This window comes from Bacillus sp. SCT118 (genome assembly GCF_058566435.1).
In genome coordinates, this window is sequence record NZ_CP191225.1 from 2,169,855 (window position 1) to 2,191,482 (window position 21,628).

17 protein-coding genes and 9 pseudogenes are annotated in these 21,628 nt (G+C 35.6%); 5 read left to right on the forward strand and 21 right to left on the reverse strand.

Annotated elements, in window-relative coordinates; translation table 11 throughout:
• Positions 1-124: 124 nt before the first annotated feature.
• A complete protein-coding gene (gene xylA / locus ACQVGT_RS11290) occupies positions 125-1,462 on the reverse strand; it encodes a xylose isomerase (protein WP_015383743.1) in 1,338 nt (445 codons plus the stop codon).
• A gap of 247 nt (positions 1,463-1,709) precedes the next feature.
• On the opposite strand from xylA, the gene xylR reads away from it, so the two are divergent.
• A complete protein-coding gene (xylR, locus tag ACQVGT_RS11295) occupies positions 1,710-2,864 on the forward strand; it encodes a transcriptional repressor XylR (RefSeq protein ID WP_015483268.1) in 1,155 nt (384 codons plus the stop codon).
• Positions 2,865-3,001: 137 nt separating this feature from the next.
• Here xylR and xynB read toward each other — a convergent pair whose 3' ends face one another.
• The 15 genes and pseudogenes from xynB to ACQVGT_RS11370 form a co-directional block, all read right to left on the reverse strand.
• Positions 3,002-4,603: a xylan 1,4-beta-xylosidase gene (gene xynB, locus ACQVGT_RS11300; protein ID WP_015383741.1), complete on the reverse strand. Its 1,602-nt coding sequence runs from the start codon at positions 4,601-4,603 to the stop codon at positions 3,002-3,004.
• 30 nt (positions 4,604-4,633) lie between these two features.
• Positions 4,634-6,025 carry an MFS transporter gene (locus ACQVGT_RS11305; RefSeq protein ID WP_015383740.1) on the reverse strand — a complete coding sequence of 464 codons (1,392 nt, stop codon included), beginning with the start codon at positions 6,023-6,025 and terminating at the stop codon, positions 4,634-4,636.
• A 569-nt stretch (positions 6,026-6,594) separates the two neighbouring features.
• Positions 6,595-6,906: a hypothetical protein gene (locus ACQVGT_RS11310; RefSeq protein WP_015483267.1), complete on the reverse strand. Its 312-nt coding sequence runs from the start codon at positions 6,904-6,906 to the stop codon at positions 6,595-6,597.
• A 350-nt stretch (positions 6,907-7,256) separates the two neighbouring features.
• A pseudogene (locus tag ACQVGT_RS11315) lies at positions 7,257-7,652 on the reverse strand (UPF0715 family protein).
• Positions 7,653-7,676: 24 nt separating this feature from the next.
• Positions 7,677-7,952 carry a YnaG family membrane protein gene (locus ACQVGT_RS11320; RefSeq protein WP_015483265.1) on the reverse strand — a complete coding sequence of 92 codons (276 nt, stop codon included), beginning with the start codon at positions 7,950-7,952 and terminating at the stop codon, positions 7,677-7,679.
• A gap of 42 nt (positions 7,953-7,994) precedes the next feature.
• A pseudogene (locus tag ACQVGT_RS11325) lies at positions 7,995-8,357 on the reverse strand (hypothetical protein).
• Between the two features lie 21 nt (positions 8,358-8,378).
• A complete protein-coding gene (locus tag ACQVGT_RS11330) occupies positions 8,379-9,020 on the reverse strand; it encodes a DUF3885 domain-containing protein (RefSeq protein ID WP_015383737.1) in 642 nt (213 codons plus the stop codon).
• Complete coding sequence (locus ACQVGT_RS11335) at positions 9,017-9,247, reverse strand: helix-turn-helix domain-containing protein (RefSeq protein WP_015383736.1); 231 nt, start codon at positions 9,245-9,247, stop codon at positions 9,017-9,019. Before ACQVGT_RS11335 ends, ACQVGT_RS11330 begins: the two co-directional genes overlap by 4 nt.
• 582 nt (positions 9,248-9,829) lie before the next feature.
• On the reverse strand, positions 9,830-10,210 hold the full coding sequence (locus ACQVGT_RS11340) for a UPF0715 family protein (RefSeq protein WP_015483263.1): 381 nt from the start codon (positions 10,208-10,210) through the stop codon (positions 9,830-9,832).
• An 88-nt stretch (positions 10,211-10,298) separates the two neighbouring features.
• Positions 10,299-11,201: a CPBP family intramembrane glutamic endopeptidase gene (locus ACQVGT_RS11345; protein WP_015383735.1), complete on the reverse strand. Its 903-nt coding sequence runs from the start codon at positions 11,199-11,201 to the stop codon at positions 10,299-10,301.
• A gap of 78 nt (positions 11,202-11,279) precedes the next feature.
• Positions 11,280-11,816, reverse strand: coding sequence for a GNAT family N-acetyltransferase (locus ACQVGT_RS11350; RefSeq protein WP_015483262.1), 537 nt, complete (start codon positions 11,814-11,816; stop codon positions 11,280-11,282).
• Between the two features lie 333 nt (positions 11,817-12,149).
• A pseudogene (locus ACQVGT_RS11355) lies at positions 12,150-12,943 on the reverse strand (DUF7225 domain-containing protein).
• Positions 12,944-13,012: 69 nt separating this feature from the next.
• The gene (locus ACQVGT_RS11360; protein ID WP_072175706.1) at positions 13,013-13,447 is read right to left on the reverse strand and encodes an SMI1/KNR4 family protein; all 435 of its coding nucleotides are present in this window, start codon (positions 13,445-13,447) and stop codon (positions 13,013-13,015) included.
• A 182-nt stretch (positions 13,448-13,629) separates the two neighbouring features.
• Positions 13,630-13,881 carry a SunI/YnzG family protein gene (locus ACQVGT_RS11365; protein WP_015383731.1) on the reverse strand — a complete coding sequence of 84 codons (252 nt, stop codon included), beginning with the start codon at positions 13,879-13,881 and terminating at the stop codon, positions 13,630-13,632.
• 130 nt (positions 13,882-14,011) lie between these two features.
• Positions 14,012-14,275, reverse strand: a pseudogene (locus tag ACQVGT_RS11370) (toxin); the annotation flags it as partial.
• A 907-nt stretch (positions 14,276-15,182) separates the two neighbouring features.
• On the opposite strand from ACQVGT_RS11370, the pseudogene ACQVGT_RS11375 reads away from it, so the two are divergent.
• A pseudogene (locus ACQVGT_RS11375) lies at positions 15,183-15,314 on the forward strand (excalibur calcium-binding domain-containing protein); the annotation flags it as partial.
• A 26-nt stretch (positions 15,315-15,340) separates the two neighbouring features.
• Here the strand turns inward: ACQVGT_RS11375 and ACQVGT_RS11380 are convergent.
• The 3 genes and pseudogenes from ACQVGT_RS11380 to ACQVGT_RS11390 form a co-directional block, all read right to left on the reverse strand.
• Positions 15,341-15,763, reverse strand: a pseudogene (locus ACQVGT_RS11380) (hypothetical protein).
• A pseudogene (locus tag ACQVGT_RS11385) lies at positions 15,740-15,829 on the reverse strand (hypothetical protein); the annotation flags it as partial. The pseudogenes ACQVGT_RS11385 and ACQVGT_RS11380, both read right to left, overlap by 24 nt.
• A 226-nt stretch (positions 15,830-16,055) precedes the next feature.
• Positions 16,056-16,349 carry a hypothetical protein gene (locus tag ACQVGT_RS11390; protein WP_015483259.1) on the reverse strand — a complete coding sequence of 98 codons (294 nt, stop codon included), beginning with the start codon at positions 16,347-16,349 and terminating at the stop codon, positions 16,056-16,058.
• 1,081 nt (positions 16,350-17,430) lie between these two features.
• Here ACQVGT_RS11390 and ACQVGT_RS11395 point away from each other — a divergent pair.
• The 3 genes and pseudogenes from ACQVGT_RS11395 (at position 17,431) to ACQVGT_RS11405 (ending at position 19,983) form a co-directional block, all read left to right on the forward strand.
• Positions 17,431-19,301 (forward strand): annotated as a pseudogene (locus tag ACQVGT_RS11395) (T7SS effector LXG polymorphic toxin).
• Between the two features lie 20 nt (positions 19,302-19,321).
• Complete coding sequence (locus ACQVGT_RS11400) at positions 19,322-19,630, forward strand: hypothetical protein (protein ID WP_015383727.1); 309 nt, start codon at positions 19,322-19,324, stop codon at positions 19,628-19,630.
• Positions 19,631-19,683: 53 nt separating this feature from the next.
• Complete coding sequence (locus ACQVGT_RS11405; protein ID WP_015483256.1) at positions 19,684-19,983, forward strand: contact-dependent growth inhibition system immunity protein; 300 nt, start codon at positions 19,684-19,686, stop codon at positions 19,981-19,983.
• Positions 19,984-20,021: 38 nt separating this feature from the next.
• On the opposite strand, the pseudogene ACQVGT_RS11410 reads toward ACQVGT_RS11405, so the two are convergent.
• Positions 20,022-20,174 (reverse strand): annotated as a pseudogene (locus ACQVGT_RS11410) (peptidoglycan-binding domain-containing protein); the annotation flags it as partial.
• 76 nt (positions 20,175-20,250) lie between these two features.
• Positions 20,251-21,585 carry a type I glutamate--ammonia ligase gene (gene glnA / locus ACQVGT_RS11415; RefSeq protein WP_003231737.1) on the reverse strand — a complete coding sequence of 445 codons (1,335 nt, stop codon included), beginning with the start codon at positions 21,583-21,585 and terminating at the stop codon, positions 20,251-20,253.
• Positions 21,586-21,628: the final 43 nt, after the last annotated feature.

Below are 21,628 nucleotides of genomic sequence, written 5' to 3' on the forward strand. Positions count from 1 at the left end.
ACCATTCACTCTAAATAAATCCTAATTATAGAAGTTACCCGTCATAACAACAAGCAATAGGAAAGGAATCATGACGGGTAATTCAGTGACTTGGTATTGATAGCAGGATCTGGAGCTTATCCTGTTATACTTCTAAAATGTATTGGTTCAATATCGCTTTTAATTTCTCCTGTCTTCCAGATTCGTTTTTAATTGATTTATGATTTAGCGCATATTGCTCAAGTGTGTGGAAATTAGCTCTTCCTTCTATAATTTCAAGACCAATCCCTTCAGTAAAGCTGCGGTAACGATGTTGAATCACATCTTCAAACACACGATCTTCGATTAATTTGTGGGCAACTTTCAATCCTCTTGCAAATGCATCCATCCCTGCAATATGGGCATATATTAGATCATCAGGCTCAAAAGAAGATCTTCTGACCTTCGCGTCAAAGTTTAATCCGCCGCTTCCTAGGCCGCCATTTTGCAGGATTTCGTACATTGCTAATGTCGTAGAATATAAATCCGTCGGAAATTCATCCGTGTCCCAGCCTAAAAGAGGATGACCCTGGTTTGCGTCAACAGAGCCAAGCAGACCATGTACTCTTGCCATGCGCAATTCATGTTCGAATGTATGCCCAGCTAATGTGGCATGATTGGCTTCAAGATTTAATTTAAAATGATTGTCTAAGCCATATTGCTTCAAAAAGGCAATAGTTGTTGCTGCATCTGTATCGTATTGATGGGTGGTCGGCTCTTTTGGTTTTGGCTCAATCAAAAACTGCCCTGTGTACCCGATTTCCTTCGCATAATCCACTGCCATATGCATAAATCTAGCCAAATTATCAAGCTCAAATTTCAAATCGGTATTTAACAATGTTTCATATCCTTCACGGCCGCCCCAAAATACATAGTTCTCAGCGCCAAGCTCTTTTGCTGTTTCTAACCCTTTTTTCACTTGTGCTGCAGCATACGCAAACACATCTGCATTGCAAGAAGTCGCGGCACCATGGACGAAACGGGGATTCGTAAACATGTTTGCGGTATTCCATAATAGCTTAACGCCGCTATTTCTCATGTAATCTTTAATCATGCCCACGATCATATCTAAATTTTGGTTTGTCTCTTTTAGCGTACTGCCTTCTGGTGCAATATCCCGGTCATGAAAAGCAAAGAATGGTGCATCTAGTTTTTCAAACATCTCAAATGCTGCTTCTACTCTCATCTTCGCTAGATCCATGCCTTTATAGTGATCCCATGGTCTTTGCATCGTAGCTGCTCCAAAAACGTCTGTACCATCAGCAGTAAATGTATGCCAATAGGCAATAGAAAATCGCAAATGCTCTTTCATCGTTTTTCCGCCGATTACTTCTTGAGGATTATAATATTTAAATGCTAAAGGATTAGTCGAATCTTTCCCTTCGTAAACCACTTTGTTTGCGCTTCCAAAATAGTTGATTGAACTGGAATGAGATTGAGCCATGTAATTTCCCCCTTAAAAATAAATTCAAAACATGATCATTCAAATACAAATGCATTTTATTTCATCTTGTAAGTTACTATTAGTTTGTTGTTTAAACAAACTAACTTATTTTCATCTTATATAACCTCATCAGTATTTTCAATATTTTTTTTAGTTTTTTATGAACACATTAGATATAATAAAGGGAAGATTCGCTATGTACTATGTTCATACTTAATTTAAAGATTAAACAAATGGAGTGGATGAAGTGGATATCGCTGATCAAACCTTTGTCAAAAAAGTAAATCAAAAGTTATTATTAAAAGAAATCCTTAAAAATTCACCTATTTCAAGAGCAAAATTATCTGAAATGACTGGATTAAATAAATCAACTGTTTCATCACAGGTAAACACGTTAATGAAAGAAAATCTGGTATTTGAAATAGGTCAAGGACAATCAAGTGGCGGAAGAAGACCTGTCATGCTTGTTTTTAATAAAAAGGCAGGATACTCCGTAGGAATTGATGTTGGTGTGGATTATATCAATGGCATTTTAACAGACCTTGAAGGAACGATCGTTCTTGATCAATACCGCCATTTGGAATCCAATTCTCCAGAAATAACGAAAGACATTTTGATTGATATGATTCATCACTTTATTACGCATATGCCCCAATCTCCGTACGGGCTTATTGGTATAGGTATTTGCGTGCCTGGACTCATTGATAAAAATCAAAAAATTGTTTTCACTCCGAACTCTAACTGGAGAGATATTGACTTAAAATCTTCGATACAAGAGAAGTACAATGTGCCTGTTTTTATTGAAAATGAGGCAAATGCTGGTGCATATGGAGAGAAAGTATTTGGAGCTGCAAAAAATCACGATAACATTATTTACGTAAGTATCAGCACAGGGATAGGGATCGGTGTTATTATCAACAATCATTTATATAGAGGAGTAAGCGGCTTCTCTGGAGAAATGGGACATATGACAATAGACTTTAATGGTCCTAAATGCAGTTGCGGAAACCGAGGATGCTGGGAATTGTATGCTTCAGAGAAGGCTTTATTAAAATCTCTTCAGACCAAAGAGAAAAAACTGTCCTATCAAGATATCATAGACCTCGCCCATCTGAATGATATCGGAACCTTAAATGCATTACAAAATTTTGGATTCTATTTAGGAATAGGCCTTACCAATATTTTAAATACTTTCAACCCACAGGCCGTAATTTTAAGAAATAGCATAATTGAATCGCATCCTATGGTTTTAAATTCAATGAGAAGTGAAGTATCGTCAAGGGTTTATTCCCAACTAGGCAATAGCTATGAATTATTGCCATCTTCCTTAGGACAGAATGCACCGGCATTAGGAATGTCCTCCATTGTGATTGATCATTTTCTGGACATGATTACAATGTAATTTTTTAAGGAATGGACTGCTCATCTTTAAAGATGAGTTTTTTTATTCTAGGAGTATTTCTGAAGCAATAGTGACATAGGCACCTTCTCATATGAAAAAGGAGTTCTAAAATAGAAATCTCCTTTTTCATGTGCTAATTATTTTTCTTTATAACGAAAATATCTAAAGTCGGCCGGAATATGATTACCACTGGTATCTTGGCATTGCATCCCTACAAAGGCCCCTGTGAAGAATCCTCCCCCACGAATGTAATCATCCGATAATTTTTTCGATTCTAATGCAATGTCAATTTTGTGCCAAACTTCTTTGTTAAAAGAATAAAAATAATAATATTTGTCCTTTTCAATATTTACTCTTAAATATACATACTTTACTTCACGAGGAATAACAATTTTATTGTGTAATGGCTGTGAAAAAGAAAAGTTGTCACATATTGTTAATTCAAGAATGCGGCCCAGTTCTTCATCATGCGTGACTTGAAGAGCCGTCCAGTTCTCTGTATTGTAATAATTCACCAATCCAGCGGCTTGTTGAAAATTTTCCGGATAAAACTCAACAGCAGTTTCCGCTTCAAAATGGAGACTTTGCCAGCGTCTGGCTACAAATGCCTGAGTAAATGTCGAGGTTAATGATTCATGACCGAATAATCGTAAATGATTTGGCGCTTGAGTCAATGAACCTAATTCATTCGTGAATGGAATCCTTAACGTTTGAAAATTTATATTTAATGTTGAATCCTCAAATTCATCAACTTCCGGGTACGTTGCTTCAAATATTGTTTCGGGTATAGATGGTGCATCTACCTCCAAGCTTCCTTCTTTTCCACCTACTACATAGGGCCATTCGTCTTTCCAGTAAAGTTTTTGAATAGCTGTTTCTCTGCCCAAAGGACAATATCCTCTCTGCTGAAAAATTGAATCATCTTCAGGATGAATAGGACGTCCCGTTAAATGAGCTAAATACCACTCATCTGTATGTGTTTGAACAATGGATGCATGACCACATTTTTGCAATGGATTTCCTGGGTCATGCCATGACGTTAAGATTGGATTATCGGGATGAACTTCATATGGCCCCTCAATATTTGCAGAACGGGCAATTGTAGCAGCATGTTCGTACCGTGTTCCTCCTTCTGCAGTTAATAAATAATAATAGTTCCCGATATGATAAAGGTGCGGAGCTTCTGTCAGTTTTCTATCAGTTCCTTCAAATATAACTTTTGGTTTACCGATTAATTTTTGCTCTTTATCAGAATATTCCTGTATAACAATTCCTCCAAATGAGTGCCGATCAATACGGTGATCCCATAACATATTTAATAAATACTTTTTTCCATCCGTATCATGGAACAAAGAAGCATCAAACCCCGAGCTATTTAATGTAATCGGCTCACTCCAATCACCATTAATCGTTTCACAAGTAACTAAATAATTGTGACAATCTTTCCATGCGCCATCTACTACCTTAACATCCGTATAGATCAGCCAAAACTTCCCATCACTATAGCTTAAACATGGTGCCCAAACCCCACCTGAATTTGGATTTCCTTTCATGTCTAATTGTGAAATTCTCTGTAATGGATGTGCAACTAAGTGCCAATTTACTAAATCTTTTGAGTGGTGTATCTGGACTCCCGGGAACCACTCAAATGTAGATACCGCGATATAATAATCCTCTCCTGCCCTACAAATACTTGGATCGGGATTGAATCCTTTGAGTACTGGATTGGTAATCTTCATTTGGGACTCCTCCTCAGTTTATTTTCTTTTTTAAGCCTTGAAATCATCAATATGATCCAAATAAACTTTGTCTCTATTCTCTAATTCTCGAACCATGTTTTTATATTTTTTCTCATCTAAGTTATAGAAATTAATATCAATTAAAGCTAGAACAAGCAAGAACACGGGAATAATGGTTGTTGTAATTAAAATCCCCATTAATGCCGTCGGGGTTTGTGCCTGATTTGCCACATATCCAAACTTATCAAGAACCAGACCCGGAACAACTCCTCCTAAGGCCATACCAAACTTAAAGAAAAATCCGATTATAGCGTAAATGAGCCCACCCATTCTTTTCCCAGTCCTGTACTCTCCATATTCTATTGTTTCAGGAATAAGCGCCCACATATATCCCCCGGCAGTGAGACTTCCAGCAGCAGCGATTAATCGACAGACAAGTATGAGGTATACATTACTTGGCGGAACAAACAGTAAAGCTAAGAGGCCGATCATATTCAGTAATAATGCATAGTTTAGTAATTTCTTCTTCCCCAAAAATTGATGAAGCCTTGGAATAAACGGTAAAATGACCAAAGCGGGCAAACTGCCTATCAAACCGTACCACTTCACCAAATCCTCTCTTTCTAAGTTATACGTTACGTAATAAATGCCAACCGAATTACTGATGGAATTCACTCCAAAAATAATAATAAAGAAAATACTTAATACAACAAGTGGACGATTAACACGAAACTGCTCAAATATATCCGTAAATTTAATTTTTTCTTCGGATTTTTGAAGAGTGACACGCTCTTTTGTGCTTTTAAAACAAAAGATTAAAAGGCACCCGCCTATCATTCCCAAAATACCCATGGTTAGTTGCCAGCCAAGAGATTCGTTGCCGGAAGTATCGCTTAAATAAGCAGCCAGTAAGGGAACAAAAAATGCAACGACAAGTCCCCCAAGATTCGCAAATAACATACGAACTGATGTTATACTAACCACTTCTTGATTATTTCTAGTCATTGCAGAAGTTAACGCGCCATATGGAACGTTTATCGTAGTGTATGTAAGCGACAAGCCAACATAGGTCATATAGGCATATATTAATTTCCCCATATCCGAAAAGTCTGGTGTTGTAAAACAGAGTATTGCCAGTATGACAAATGGAAAAGCTCCGAATAAAAGATACGGTCTAAAGCGTCCAAATCTGCTGTTCGTTCTGTCAACTATTGTTCCAATAAAAGGATCAGCGAGAGCGTCGATTATTCTAACCACTAAAAACATAGTACCGGCTGCTGCTGCCGATAAACCAAAAACATCTGTATAGAAGAACAAAAGATACGTAGACACTGTTGCATAAATTAAATTACAAGCAAAATCTCCAGACGCATATCCAACTTTTTCAACCATGCTAATCTTCTTTACATTTTCACTGAGCATGATTTCTCCCCTTTTCGATCCTTTAATATGGAACAGTGTGAAACGGTATAACAATTTCTCGAATTTACGGTCAGTAAACGTTTATAAAAGCGCTTTCAAAACAGTGCAAAAAAATATGGTGATCAGCAAGCAAAAAATTCATCTTTTTTCGATATGCCTTATATATCTGGAAAAGGATAAAAGCCTCATTCTTTCGTTTCTTATATTGTTTAGCTCCATTAAATCGACCCTCTTATCCCCCTTCCATCCATATTCAGTAAGACCTTATCTTGTGGACAATGAAAGTTCATCTCATTAGTTTGTTGACCGAACAAACTAACTTGATTTAATATTATAAAATCCTTTCGACTTTTTCAACATCTTTTTCAGAAAGTTTAAACAGGTAAGATTTTAAAACTCTAAAAACCCTGAAGATCATTTTTACAATCTCCACTTTAAAAGAATTCTTTCATCTAAAAAGCCTTTTGTATTACTTAAAAAAATCGGTTCCATTTGTTATAATAAGTGTATAGAATTTTAAATTCATAGTATACTTCATTCCCCAGGTTCTCCAACCAAAAGCAGTCTATTCAGATCTGCTCCTTAGTGTTTTCTTCTTTTAACTTTTTGTTTAGCTTAAACCCAATTAAGACATTGACAATCGCTGCTGGAAAATATAAAATTCCTGCACCCATTATTCCCAGGGCAGTACTTGAACTCACTATAAATGCCTGCATTTCTGTATTTCTTGACTTCAGGCTAAGTAATACTAGGATACCGGCTAAAACCCCTATAAGTCGTGCAATACCTGAAATAAAGAAATCTGTTAGGACTCCAAATAATTGTCCAATAATTGATAGCACAATCCCGAAAAAGCTGGATAATAAAACTAATTTTTTCATGGTATCCCCCTCCTTTTGATGCGTGAATGCCGATGTTGTGGAATGAAAAAGAGCATTTAGTTTAATGCTCTTTTTGCTTTTGGTATCCGACAGTCATATACAAAGAAATTTATGTATTTAACTTTTCATCATTTTTAAAAGTTCTTCCTATTCCTTTTGTAACCTGCATAGAGGCCGCCAAAAATAACTATAACATTACAATCCAAATAAAAAAATTCAAGTCAATTCCCCCAATTAAAAATAACACTTCTTATGCTCTCGGATTAATTAAACAATCTGAATATTTACTCTGTTTGTTTCAGCAGCCTTTACTTATTGTGAACGGTGTAAACACATTATTTAAATCAAATTTAAATTCGCAGAAATATTAAGTCCCAGAACCAATAAATTAACGCAGCAATAATGCTCATAATGTAATACCCAAAGCTTCAGAATACGGTAAGAGCATTTGACGGATAATCAACAAACCAGAAAAAAAACACAGCTAAAAAGGCTACTGCAGCATAAATTAACAAATTGATCAAACTGAATTTTCTGGGCCTTCTTCTTAGTAATTTTTGCAAAGGAATAGCAAATAATAAGTAAGTGATAAATGAGTAGAATGCTATGATTCCTATTGTGATTAATGCGATCGCCATAAAACTTGAATAAACAAACATATACAAGCCAAAGACTAGACCATATGATAAGCTTGAAAATACCAATGTATAAGCGTAACTGCCTAACGGTTTATATAACCACAAAATGGTACCTCCGCTATTCTTTAAATTTTAAACTCCAAATAACAAAGTCCCTCCTATAAACCAGAAAAAAGGAAATGGAAACATAATTGCATTTAAGACAATCCCATATACAGCACACCGTTTATTTGTCTTTATTGAAACGAACGCTAAAATGATTCCTATAGGAGAAAGTAATATTGGAAAAAACACCGGCATTCCTTGCCATGGAAATGACATAACTCCCGTAAAAAAATTAATAATTAAGATAGCTGAGATAATTGGAATCGTGATTGAAAAAATAGCTGCAGCTTTTCTAATATTCATATTGAAAGCAAGTCTCCGTTTTCCTTAAAATTGTAGTTTTATTTAGTCTTGAGAAAGTTTGTCAAAATCTCTTTCTTTCATTTTCAGGCAGAGTTATATCAATCCCTAACATTTTTATTAATTCTTGTACGTAGCTTTTTATTGCAAGCATATTAAATGGGAAATCGAAATCAAGTTCTTCTTTAACGCTTAGAATATCCATTGCATACGAACAATTATGCTTCATACCTAAAAGATCACCATTAAAGCTTAATACATCTTTATACGACTGATCAGATAACTCAAAGTGAGTAACTAATAAACACTAATATGGTTTCCGCCTTGAGAATCAAAATCCACTAATCTTTCATCAAATACTAATAAAAATGCAGATCTCTCATAATCTAATTCTGCCTTTCCTGATATAAATCGTTTTATAAAAGAGTATTACATGCACTTATACTCTTCTACCCAGTCGTGATATTTTTCATAAAGTGGACGTATTCGTTTGAAATCAAGAGCTATGACTTCACATCCACGGTCATCATAGATAAAGAAAATAATGTCCTTTGTAATGTTCACAAAGAAAACATCAGGGTAATCAATAGAATAGCCTCCGAATTTCGGTTTCAATGGAAAATCTTCGTTACTGGCTGCTTTAAGTAATTCAGTTACACGTAAGTCTCGAGGTTTGCATAACAAGGAAAATTGTTGCATCTCGTATTCTTCAGCTTTATTGATTTCGAAAGGGTAAGGATATGTCTTCAACATAATTTGATTCAAATGATTTTTACATTTTAGAAACGGTTGATACACCTTTAATTTTCTTATACATTTCTCTTTCTTTTTGTGCTTATACATATTCGTCACAAGGAATATGTCATCGTTTTGTTCAAATAATTCATTAAAAATGATTGTTATTTGCTCATATACAACTTGGAACCTCTTAAGATTCAATTCTTCTTTCTCTTTGAGTTGATAGATATTTTCCCCAAGACAAAAATGGATTCCTATGCCCCATTGATTATAGATGCTAGGAATGAATTCGAGGTTTTGAAACCTTTCTTCCATATACTCCATTATCTTCATTTAGACATTCTCACTTTAGGAATATGATCTTTTTGGAATATCAACAACTCATGCAGTTCGATGTTTTGATAGGGCCAGACTTTATCAAACAGCTCTCTCGGATACCGCTCCATTTCGTCATTATATAGCTTTCTGACAGTTGGATACTCATGATCAATATCTCTGGAAAGTTTCCGGATACTGTTCTTTCTTTGGTCTATAATCGTTTTTAACTTTGATTTAATCATATTCTCACCTTTTAGTTATTTTTGATCACTTAAAATGATCATTAAGTTTATAATGGATCCTTGACCTCGCTGAATTTAATAAACCCGCTCTTCATGTTCAAATCCATAAATACCTTTTATCCACACATCGCCGCAGCCTGGACTTTTTTGTTATTTCTTCCAACTGATCACCTTCTACTCGATCTGCTGCACTGTAGTCCAAATAACTTCCTGGAATTCTTTCTCGCTCCTTGAAAATATCCATCAGTTAGAGCTATTCTGCTAAGTTTCATATTTAGAGTACAGTCTTTATTATTGTGTATTGTGAATTTATAACCAAGTGAGGTCAAAATTCCGGTCGAAATTATCTGTCATGAAGACAATTGTTGATTCCTCGCTCAAAACAAAATTTACATTTGTTTAATCCATCGTTAGCTTTGCTTCAGCATTCGGAAGATTAAAACTTGAGACTAAGCCTAAGCAAACCAAAGTTAAACGATTAACCCTTTTCATTCCTCTCTCCCTTTACCCATTTATGGCATAATTCGGTAAATGAAAGGGCTTTTTGACCGTGCATAAGGAAAAGGATTGTGATGATTTAAGCTACGCTGCTACCCTCCCAATGTTTTGCAGAAAAACCGAGTCCCAGATCCAAAATATTACGGCAAATGAGACGCTAAACAAGTATATTTCATATCCCATCAGAAAGTTTAAGGTGTTTTTTGGATCAGTAATGAAAGCGAAGAATATCCATACTAAGAAGGAAAAGAATATGTATATGAGTAAATATTTCGCGTTAAACCTTTTTGGATTGCGATTTAAGAAATATTGAACAGGTGCAGCAAAGATTAAATAAAAGATAAAGAGAAGAACACTTATTAGGAAGTATGGTATGTAGCCGTCATAACCAATGCCAAAAACATAAACAACAGCAGCTGATAACGCGGACAAGACATGAACAAATATGATCCTTAAAACTTGCATGTTTATAACCTCTTTCTTAATGAATGCTTCTTCAACATTGTCTAGATCCTCCTTAAAATCACTTTAAAACTACTGTTCTACTTAGAAATTAAACATCTTGATCGCATTTCTCGTTCTTCCGCCATTGAATAGTATTTCGGCGAGTTATCGCAACAGGTATTAAGAGTAGAGTACCGACAATAAGCAACATAAAAAAGATCACAAACAGCGCACCTGTTCCCGGAACAATTTCTTCATAGGTAATAAAGCGCTCCTCCCCCTGCAGGACGAAGAACCGAGAATTTTCGAGAAAGGCTAGATGAAAAGCGATAGACGTCCATAAGCTTCCTGTTACAATACGCAGGAGTTGAAGGATGAATCCAAAACCCAACAATAAAACAATGTAATCTAATGTGATAGCAGATGATTCAATTCCAACTATATATTGCAAGCCACTTACAGTTATTGGTGCAAGCACAAACAGGATCGGCTGTAGGAGTAAGGCCATAAAACAGTTCCAACGCTTATTTAGAGCATAGTACACCGTCCCACGAAAAGTTAATTCCTCTGGAAAAGCTTCATAAAAGAAAGCGATAATCATATTTAAGAGCAATGCTGTCACTAAATGGACAGAGAAGTGAAATTGTGTAACTTTGATCCAGCCTAATAAATGGGCGATAGCGAAACCAGACCCGGATAATACAATCACATATATTGCTCCTATTATGGCTTTCGGAATGGCTTGCCGCCACCCAGACAGTCCTATAGAATAAAAGGGTCTACTAGACATCCGTTTAAGAAGAATGTAGAGCAACGGGACAGTTATTAATGTGACTAAACCTGCTTGGATGCCTTGCTTCAAAAGCTTGGAAGCTCCTGTTTGGCTAGCCATTGAACCGACTAAAGTAGCAAAAAACAAAGCAAATACGAATGTTCCCCAACTGAGCAAGACAGTTCCTAACCATTTATGATGATTGTCTTGTTTTCCGCTTTTGGTAAGATGAATTTGCATTTGTGTATCCCTCTCACATCATTCATATTAAGCACTATAAGCCCTACTATCACTATACGTTCTATAGCTGTTATGGTTTCAAATTCCTGCATTACCCCTCTTACAATTCCACTCTTCCTCTAAAATAGCGTAATAATATTCATCCCACCATTCATTGCCTTTCGGAATACATTTTTTAAAAAATCCTTCTCTTCTCATTCCGATCTTCTCCATAACTCGGTATGAAGGAATATTCTCAGGTTGACACGTAGCTATAATCCTATGTAAGTTCATTTCTTTAAATCCATATTCCAAGATAGCTTGGGCTGCCTCAGAAGCATACCCTTTATTTTGATAATTGGGATTAAACACCCACCCAATTTCGTATGTATGTTCACCAAAATACTTATAAAAAACAATATGGCCTATAAGAAAGTCTTCATCTATTAGTATGACAGGGAATTTTTCAGCGTTATCACCTTTGTTTTTATTTACAAATGCCTTTGCATCTTCTTCAGTAAAAACCCCTTCAGGTATATACTTCATTACATTACTATCAGATGTATACTCATATACTGCTTGCCAATCTTTGAATTCAAATTCACGTATCAATAACCTTTTTGTTGTTATGTGCATTAAAGTAACTCCCCTCATGCTTACTTGATCTTTATTTCGATATTAAGACAACAATAACCTCTTTAAACTATCCTTATTCAACAATATTGCCTCTTGCTAGAACAACTCAAGGATTTCTGACTATGAAGAAGCAAAGGAATATGATTCTCCAAAATAATCCCCCTATCCTTCTCTGAGGGGTAATATGGGGAATTTATGACAAAACTAAAGACGAAGTAAGATCATTTACTGTGGATGCAACTCGTAAGCCAGATTGCAAAGATAAAATATGTAAGAATTAAACAAACATCCTCTTACAATAAGTAAGAGGATGTTTGTTACCAACAAGATTGTTTAATTTAATTGGTATTCCTTATTAAGCTTTTTAAGAAGTGAAATTTCAACTTCGTATTGGCTTCCATAAATTCTGCTTATTTTTTGCACTTCTCCCTTTGAGCCGAAGAAAATAACTTTAAAATCATCATTTGCGTATTGAACTACAAAAAAATCATCAAAATCATCAAATGTATTTTTATTTATCGAAATAAAACCACTTGATTGAGCTGTTGTTTTTTACACTAATCCGTCTGCCATCACTCACAACATCAAATCCATGCTGATTAGTTTTGGCGTGCCAGAGTGCCGTTGGTTTGGATTGCACAAATGAATTCACCGATTCTGCCAATTAAATGCCTCAATTCTGTAGGCTTACAGTTCAATACATTCATTTCATATCTCAGGATTTGGTTATATTCATTATAAAGGTTTACAAGTTGTTCTTTACTAATGATTTCGGCTTGATCATTTATTTGGTTATTAGTAACAGAAGCTTCTCGGAGTGATTTAACACCGTTTACCCATTCGCCTACGATAACTTCCTTATCTTCCCCTTTTGATTTTCTGAAAATAAGTCCTGTATAAAGAGAGTTTTCACCTAAGTATTTGTAAGAACTTCTATTCATATATTCAAAGAGGTGCTTATTAAAAGAAATCCCCTTATTATACCGGTTATAACAATAATCTGATAAAATAATGCTATCCGGATTAGTTCCGTATTTTTCTTGAAGGGTTTTCTTTACTTCTTGAGGTGAAACCAACTCATTGATCTTATTTTTCAAAGCATCCTTAATTTGCTCGTAAATTGTCATTATACTTCCCTCAAATTGCAGTTTCTTTGGTTGTTGAAATTAGTCATAATTTTTTCTTTTGCCGAAGTGTTATTCTGAAACCAGTTTATAATACTCTTGGAGATTCGGATTTACTTCCCAATATTTCGTTCCATTTGAAGACACTAGCATATCAAACCATATCTCGAAATTAGAATCTAAGTTAATCGCATCTTCAATATCATCAATTGAGTCTAGATATAGCATATAGCCTAATCCATTTTTTGATTTGTTTGTGTCTATGACATATCTTCCATCAAAATGATATCCAATTAAAACGTATCCCTCTGGGAAATCTTGAACCTCATTATATTCAATGATTCCCTCTAAGCTAAGTATTTCAATCCCATCAAACATTTCCATCCCATTGTGCTGTAACAAAAACTCTTTATAGTCATTAGGGAAAGTAACACCTAGCTTCTGTTCTATATCGCTAATTTCTTGAGGACTAGCAGGATCTTTGAAATGAAAAGTAGCATCTTCCAAGACATAACCCCCATGATGGAACACAGGAAATGTACCATATTTAGTAACTGCTTTCTTAATACCATCTAGTGTCATGTGAACTAACTTTCCTTCTTCCATAAATGCTCCTCCTTAAATCATCTCACTAAATTTTCTCACACAGAACATTAATAGATACATTTAAAAGGGACATAAACTGTTTATTAAGAAACAATTTTACTCATAATTAAAACAGGATTAGTGGTGAACAAAATGTAAGTGTTATGTGCTGTTTTAATTACTACCCTATCTGTTGAGCCATAAGGAAACCCAATCCTTACTGCGCTTTTCTCCTCTCCCCCATAGTTTGGATCAAAGAATACATCGTTAATTTCATTGATTGGAATTTCAATTTTGGATAGCTGCCAATTGATAATTAAGTTTTCATTTGATTTTTTAACGTTGATTCCAAGCATAAAAACATTCCCCTTTTGACTATGAATTCAGTGCAACAAACACGCTTTAAAATTCAATAAATCCAAAAAGTAATACTTACGGGAAATATGACTATAAGCAAAAGAGCCCTTTCAGGCCCTTACTTTTCTTTCATCCTTGGTATGAATTTGTTACAAACTCTTTTGCTTTATTAGCAACAGCTTCCCAAGTGGCGACAGCATTATCAAGATCCGTAGAAAGCTTATTGATATCCTCATTCTCAAACCCTTGGGCGAGTGAATAAAATTGATTTGCTATAGAATGCCAGATGCCTTCGATTTGTCCTATAAACTCCTTAGACTTTTCTGCTTGGACTATTACATTAACCAAGTCTATATTGATACTGTGAAGCATCCCCAAAACTTTTACTTCTAATGAAAGTTGTGCATCTATATTGTTTAACATATTCAGAAAATGATCAATTTGTTGTTTAACTGATTGTATATCAGAACACTCTAATATTTCAGATACAATAAAACCAAATAAAGGCCCTAGATCAAAGCTGAATTTTACTTTCTCATTAATATCATGACCTTCAACAAATATACCCAATATTTTTTTTAATCCTAAGAACATATTTATTGAATCATGTATCTCACTCTCATCATTATACTGTGAATCTAAATATGCGACTTCTTTTTCTAAAGAATTATTCAATTGTCTAACACCTATACAGTCGTTACTACCTTGAAGAAGGGAATTTAATTGGTTTTGAACCTCTTTCATAGACTGTTGGTGTTGATTGAGTTCTCCAGCAAGCATTGAACAGGAAGACTGAAATTGCTTCGCAGCCTCTTGTCTTCCTTGTTCATTGCTATCGTTAGACATTATTTGTAATAATTTTATATCCCTATTAATCGTTCTAGTTGCAAAAGATCCAATATTATTAATATCGTTAACCATATTAAGAACACTGCTGAATAAATTCTTCATCCACCAGTTACACAACTGTTTATATTCATTAAAAACATCATATATTTTTTGAAAATCTTGAGGAATTCCAACGTCATTCGGTATAGCCAGATAAGTTTTCATCTCTTCATTGCTCACAGGTAAACCCGATCCTGTAAGAATATCCGCTTGAGTATTTGCCCAGAATCTAGTAGATATTAAAAGCCCCTCTTTTTCCAAAAGACCTTGAGGCCCATATGGAGATGTTGAATCTAAAACATTATCAAATTTCATTTCTTAACCACCTTTCATATTATCCAACGTTATATATTTAATATAACAAAAAAATTCAATTATTCTTTATTTTTCCAATTAATGGAAAATAAGTGAAGAAACGTTTAAAAATTGACTGAGTTAAGAAAGAAATATCTGAATGGAGTGCCTAGTTCCCCACCCTGCTTACCAACATAAAATGGACAGAGATCAAGACAACGATCAAGACAACTATGCAAATGAACGTTGATTGAAAGCCCTTTGCGGCTTTCTTTTTTATTTCTCGAATTGTTTGTCATTGAGTAAAAATATTAGCGTTTCTTCAATTTCTTTTTCTAAGTCATTATTATTTAAATCGAATAATGTTCCATAACCCGTCCCTTTATATCCACCGTAGTAATACCACAAATCCATTGTGAAACAGTCTAATTCTTCATCACAGACTATTGCAGGTTGATAGTAATTAATTGCTATTTGTGAACGATATTCTTTTTCAAAACATCTCTCAGCTGTAAAATCATTTAGCACATCTCCATCTATGTCTCTACAAATTTTGATGCTTAGGTTTGGTTTACCCTGTGCTTCAAAAACATCTATATACTTATTCTGCAGCTTTTTCGATACTACTTCCCCCAGGCTCTCCAACTCAAATATCATTTGCTTTAATTATTGATTTATATCCTTTTCTGGAATCTGTATATAACCCTCATCGAGTGGACTTTGATTTTTCTGTTTCTTGAGTAATTGACTTAAAGCTTTCCACACAGTGTTGTCCTCCTATGATAGCTTCTTTAGACGTGCCTCTATGGAAATGGTCATTTGGTGATCAGCTTCACGAAATGCAGCAGCAAATGTTTCAATTCCAGTATCCTAGAAACATGGCGTTCGATAATCATGCCCACGGATGCCCCAGCTGTGTGGACCAGTTGCAAGCATAAACATCATTACTGACCTTGTCAAAGGGATACTAAATAAAAAAAGAACCTTTATTTTACCATTGGCTTACTTTTAAAAATTTATAAATTATTATTATATTGAACAGTGTTGGTATGATGTATACAAGACCAGTTCCAAGTAGACCTATTACTGAACTAGAAATTAATAAAATGCTGAAGATTGGTTTATTATTTGTCTGGATTGAAGCAAGCATGGTTATAATTCCCGCCAAAGCACCTAAAAACCATAAATTCCCCAAAGTGTAAGAGTCATCTATAACCGCAAACAGTTGAGCCAGTACAGAAAAAACCACTCCTAATCCCCCGGAAAAGATAGTCAATTTTTTCATAGAAATCTCCTTTTTGAAAATTGATTTAGATTTCAACGTAATTATGGATTTATCTGGTGATGGTGTCAATGTTAAACATCTACTTTATTCATCTTATTGCTGGTAGAAGTATTGAACAAAGGAACCATCACAGAATTTGTCGAATATTTATGCGTATTGCTTTCCTTAAGCATAGTATTATTTTCCTTCTTGAAAATTTAGTACATAGTCTTATCAGTGACATAAATAAAAGCGACCTGCTTTTAGCAGTGCCGCTCCATAATTTATTACCTATTAACATAAAAAATCCCCTGACACCAATAGTGCCAAGGGATTGAGAGATTAATACTGAGACATATATTGTTCGCGTTTCCAAGGATGTACTTGCGTGCGGAACATAATTCTTTAGATAAAAGAGCTAATCTATAACAATCAAAACCCTTACTTATCAAGCGTTTCAGCAAATTCATTCGTTTAGATATGTAATACATTAAGTATGATTAGTTAATTTTTTTGGTCAAATTTTGGTCTTAATTTTGGTCAAAAGCATGTTTTATGAATAATATGCTTACTACCTAGGAGGGAGTTTATCACCACTATTAAATCAATGATTTAAAAGGATTTATAACTTTTTTTGTGCAAAATTTGTGCAAAAAAACATTTGGAATTCTTTTTACTTTTTCCTCCCTCTAACTTTTTGGGAATAATGATATATCAGATAAACAATCAGAAAGACTAATGTAGCCATGGCAACATAATATAACGGCACCGCCAAGAAAGGAGCAAAATTCGCTATGACCATCAGTATAATGATGGCTATTCCATATAAACTTATAAAGCGTAGTAATGCCATATTATCTCCCCTTGCTGTTTTCATCATTTTAACAAAAAAAGTAAGGTGCTAAAGGGCTATTTTTGTTATGCGATATCCATGCATGGACTGAAACCGCCTGACTGCGTAAACGGTCTTCAATTAATTCAGATAGGTAAAATGACACAGATCAAATTAATCATTTCTCACTTTTGAATTACATCGCTGTCTATTTCCTCATTTTCCCATGGTAAAATCTTGTTGGAGCTATTCAAACGAAAGGATATGATCATGAAAGTATTTGAAGCCAAATCACTGCTTTCAGAAGCAGATAGACGTGCAAAGGAATACAAAGAATTAAGAAGTCAGATGGTCAATCTAAAAAAGGCTTTTAAAGCTGTAGCTGATTTAGATGACAGTGAATTTTCCGGCAAAGGCGCCGACAACATTAAAACATTTTATCAAGACCATGCAGGTGTAGCTGACAATTGGATTGACTTACTTGATATGAAAATTGCTTTCTTGACAAGCATTTCAGGCACTCTAGAGGACGCCAGCTTATCTGATGCTTATATAGAAGAATCCTTCTTAGAACACGAGCTGGCTAACGCCTACACAAAATCAAAATCTATTATGTCTGAACAAAAGAAAGCCATGAAAGATATCTTACATGATATCGACGATATCCTTCCGCTTGATCTGTTTTCAACTGAGGACTTTAAAGACGAACTCGCCGATGCGGAGGAGAAACGCAAAAAAACAGTCGATAAACTAGGCAGCGTGGACGAAGCACTTGTTACTGAATATGCCCAATCAGAGCCAAACGAGCAATTCATCAAGAAGGACTTCCAAAAGCTTGAGGAATCAACAGGTAAAGGCAAGAATGCTACCCCCATCCATTACAATGCCAAGGCGTACCGTGACAGTGACATACATAAGAAAAAAGGCGATATTGAGAAACAAACTGAAGCTTATTTGAAGATCAAGAAAGACGAAGCGAAAGAACGAGAAATCAAAGAGCTAAAGAAGAAACTAGCTGACAGAGTTACGGACCCGGATGAATACTTAGAAATTGCCAAGAAAGTCGGCTATGAGAACCTTACCCCTGAACAGCTTGAATTTGTTTCATTTCTTGAACAGCGTAAAGCTTTCATGGATAACGGAAAAGAAGTGTTGCAAATCATAGGTGATGGCGCCAAGGGTGCGATTGTTGGTATATACGATCTTGCCAAGGATACCGGTGAAGGAGCCATTCAATTCGGATGGAATATCGGTTGGACAATTGACAACTTAAACAAGGATCCTCAAAAAGTGCTGGATACCGTTTTGGAATATGACTATCAAGCTGCCTTTCAAAGTATGGTTGACACATTGAAGGATAATTGGGATAAAAAAATGATTCACGGGGATGCATATACACGGATGCACTATGTTACTTATTTGGGCGGAAGTCTTCTGTTATTGAAGGTGGAAAGTCCTCTGTCTCAACAGGATCGAAGGATCTTGCTAAAGTTGGGAAAGTAGCTAGTGAAAAGATTAAAAATGGCAATCCATCTGTCAAACCTTATAAAAATCGATATACTCCTGCATTAGAAGGGATTCTACAAGACGCCGGGAATCCTATTAACGTTAAAAATACTCCGTTATTAAAAAGTATTGCAGAAAATGAAAAAAGCAGTGTACTCTTCAAGTCAGAAAAACCAAACGGTGGGAATCATAGAGATACTGGCAGTCTTAAGGTTAATATTCCTGATAGTAGCATTAAGCACTCAGACATAGGTGATTTTACTAAAAACCCGAAAACAGGTGATATTTCAAAAATGAAAGGTGGAGGACATGGACAAAGTAACATTGAATTTCTTGAAAAAAATAATATAGATTATAATATAAATAAAGTATATGAAAATGGTGTTAGAGTAGGTAATGTTCCCGGACACAAGGTGAAAGCAAAAAGATCAGGCTCCAATCAATCTTGGTTTCCCGAAAGTTGGACAGAGTCTGATATTGCAGCAGCCGGTGCAAAGATTGCTGAATTACCCGAATTCACTAATGCAGAAAATGGTGTGACTATATTCGGAGAGTATAAAGGTGTTAGGGTTGGAGTTATTAAAACAAATGGAGAAATAGGAACCATTTTCCCCGATGCAACTAAACAACCATAGACAAAGTATGGAGGATCAATATGAATTTAGAGAAAAAAATGGAAGCTATATTAATTAAAAGAAAAAAACTTAATCTTAATGATGACTATGGAATTCAAAAAAGTTGGGATGAAATAATTGAAGTGCTCTCAGAAAATGAAGAAAATACAATTAGCTATCTAGAAAATTGTAATAAAGAAGATTTATATTGGATCAGTGAGGTATTTGAAGATTTAGCTGAAAGTTTGCAAAGTAAAGAACTTATTAATTGCTTAAGAAAATTAGATGAAAAGTACCCTGACTTAGAAATGACAAACGATATTGATATAGCAGAAAGTTATTTAGAGTAAGATAAGTACTATCCCTTAGATTTGAAGTTAATCGTTCTTGGTGGTGATAAGTAATGATTGAAACCGAAATTTCTGATCCTGTATTTAGATTTCTCGGTGGACATTTCCACCAAGATATAGAGTCTCCGGAAGAGGCTCTTAATGAATATCTAAATGAAGCATCACAAAAACTAAAAGAAAGAGATTTAATAGTACTAACTGAGTTTTTAAATAGTGATTATTCAGAAGAAGACAAGAATGAATTTATAGAGGAAGCAGCGGATGGTATATACTTTCCTGAAGATGATATAACACCCTTAGAATGGCTTAAGCAAGTCACTGAACAAATTAGAAAACACCTTAAAACAACATAGTTAGAAAAAGAGCCCTCTTTTAAGAAGGGCTTCTTTTATTAATTCAATTTCGCTTCAAGTTTTACTTTTGTCTTAGGTCCATAAATGCCCTCAGCAGAAAGGCCACTTACTGACTGGGACTGTTTGACCGTATTTGCTGTTTTTGGTCCATACACGCCGTCAATGCCGTTATTCTTCGCCCCTTTGTCTGGTGTTACAGGATCTTTATTAAATTGTTTAACAAATCAAAAAATCCCTTGGCACTATTGGTGTCAAGGGATTGAAAGATTAATACTGAGACATATACTGTTCGCGTTCCCAAGGATGTACTTGCGTGCGGAACATATCCCATTCGATTTCTTTTGCTTCGATGAAGTGTTCGAATAGGTGCTCGCCCAGCGCTTTGACCATGACTTCGTTTGATTTGAATTCTTCTAGTGCTTCCGCAAGTGTTGCTGGAAGGTCAACGATTCCGTTTTCCATGCGCTCTTCTTTGCTCATCACATAGATGTTGCGGTCGATTGGAGCCGGCGCTTCCAGTTTGTTTTTGATTCCGTCTAATCCTGCAGCAAGCAATACGCTAAGTGCAAGGTATGGGTTTGCAGCTGGGTCTACGCTGCGTACTTCAACACGTGTGCTGATGCCGCGAGAAGCCGGGATACGGATAAGCGGGCTTCTGTTTTGCGCGCTCCATGCTACATAGCAAGGTGCTTCATAGCCAGGAACAAGACGTTTGTATGAGTTTACTGTCGGGTTTGTTACTGCTGTAAAGCTTGTTGCGTGCTTCACGATACCTGCAATGAAGTGTTTCGCTGTTTCACTTAACTGAAGATCTGCGTTTTCGTCAAAGAATGCGTTAACACCATTTTTGAAGAGTGATAGATTGCAGTGCATACCTGAACCGTTCACACCGAACAATGGTTTTGGCATAAATGTCGCATGCAGGCCGTGTTTGCGGGCAATTGTTTTGACAACTAGTTTAAATGTTTGGATGTCATCACAAGAGCGGACTGCTCCAGCATATTTAAAGTCGATTTCGTGCTGACCAGGTGCTACTTCGTGGTGAGACGCTTCGATTTCAAAGCCCATCTCTTCAAGCTCAAGTACGATATCGCGGCGGCAGTTTTCTCCTAAATCAGTTGGAGCTAAGTCGAAATATCCGCCTTTGTCGTTTAGTTCAAGCGTTGGCTCGCCTTTTTCGTCCAATTTGAATAAGAAGAATTCAGGCTCAGGTCCAAGGTTAAAATCACTGAAGCCGAGGTCTTCCATTTCTTTCAGAATCCGTTTTAAGTTGTTTCGCGGGTCACCTTCGAAAGGTGTGCCATCCGGATTATAAATATCACAGATGAAACGTGCTACTTTACCTTTTTCAGCTGTCCATGGGAAGATAACAAATGTATTTAGATCTGGATACAGGTACATGTCTGACTCTTCGATACGAACGAATCCCTCAATAGAAGAACCGTCAAACATGACTTTATTATCAAGCGCTTTTCCAAGCTGGCTTACAGGAATCTCAACATTCTTGATTGTTCCAAGAATGTCAGTAAATTGAAGACGGATATACTTCACGTTTTCTTCTTTTACTAATTTTTCGATATCTTCTCTAGTGTACTTTGCCATTTGGTAAAATTCCTCCTCTTAAAAGGTAAATGTATATAGCAAA